Annotated in this window: 1 protein-coding gene; it reads left to right on the top strand. The window is 52.1% G+C overall.

What is annotated here, in order from left to right; all coding sequences use genetic code 11:
- A partial coding sequence (locus R7E78_RS24965) for a DEAD/DEAH box helicase (protein ID WP_318058451.1) occupies positions 1-939 on the top strand: 939 nt, incomplete at both ends.

The raw sequence follows: 939 nt of genomic DNA, 5'->3' as shown, positions 1-939 counted from the left end.
GCAGATGGCCTGCGTCAAATCACCTTACGTAATCTTACTGAGCAAGCATTGGCGCTACTCGATAAAGCGGCAGTGCAAGAATTGCTACCTTCTGGCTTGTATAACCATCAGATTACTATGTCACAGGCGTTGCACACCATTCATCGCCCGCCGCCAACCATTAATTTAGATGAATTTGATGAAGGTAAGCACCCCGCTCAAATCCGTTTGATCATAGAAGAATTGCTCGCTCAGAACGTGTCGATGTTGGCGGTTCGCAGCAAAGGCCAGCAAGATATCGCCTTACCGCTCGCACCATGTGACAAACTGAAAAAACAGCTGTTGGCGCAACTGCCGTTTTCTCCGACCAATGCTCAAGCACGCGTGGTGAGAGAGATTGAATCCGACCTCGAAAAGCCGCACCCAATGATGCGTCTTGTCCAAGGTGACGTAGGCTCAGGAAAAACATTGGTTGCCGCGCTAGCCGCGGTCAGAGCCATTGAGCACGGTTACCAAGTGGCTTTAATGGCACCAACTGAGCTGCTCGCCGAACAACACGCCATCAATTTCGCCAACTGGTTTGAAGCCATGGGCATTCAAGTGGGCTGGCTTGCTGGTAAGCTCAAGGGCAAAGCCAAAGAGACGGAACTGGCTCACATTGCCAGCGGTGAAGCGCAAATGCTAGTGGGCACTCACGCCCTCTTCCAGGGACGCGTGGAATTTCATCACCTAGCGTTAGTCATCATTGATGAGCAGCACCGCTTCGGCGTCCATCAGCGATTAGAGTTACGTGAGAAAGGGGCAAAACAAGGCGCGTATCCGCATCAGCTCATCATGACGGCGACTCCGATTCCTCGCACGCTAGCAATGACAGCGTATGCTGATTTGGAAACGTCGGTGATAGACGAATTACCACCAGGCCGAACGCCGATTCAAACCGTCGCCATTCCAGATACCAAG

The sequence above is a fragment of the Vibrio sp. YT-19(2023) genome, from assembly GCF_033337395.1.
Note: the sequence above shows the minus strand (reverse complement) of the source record. Positions and strands in the feature narration are given on the sequence as shown.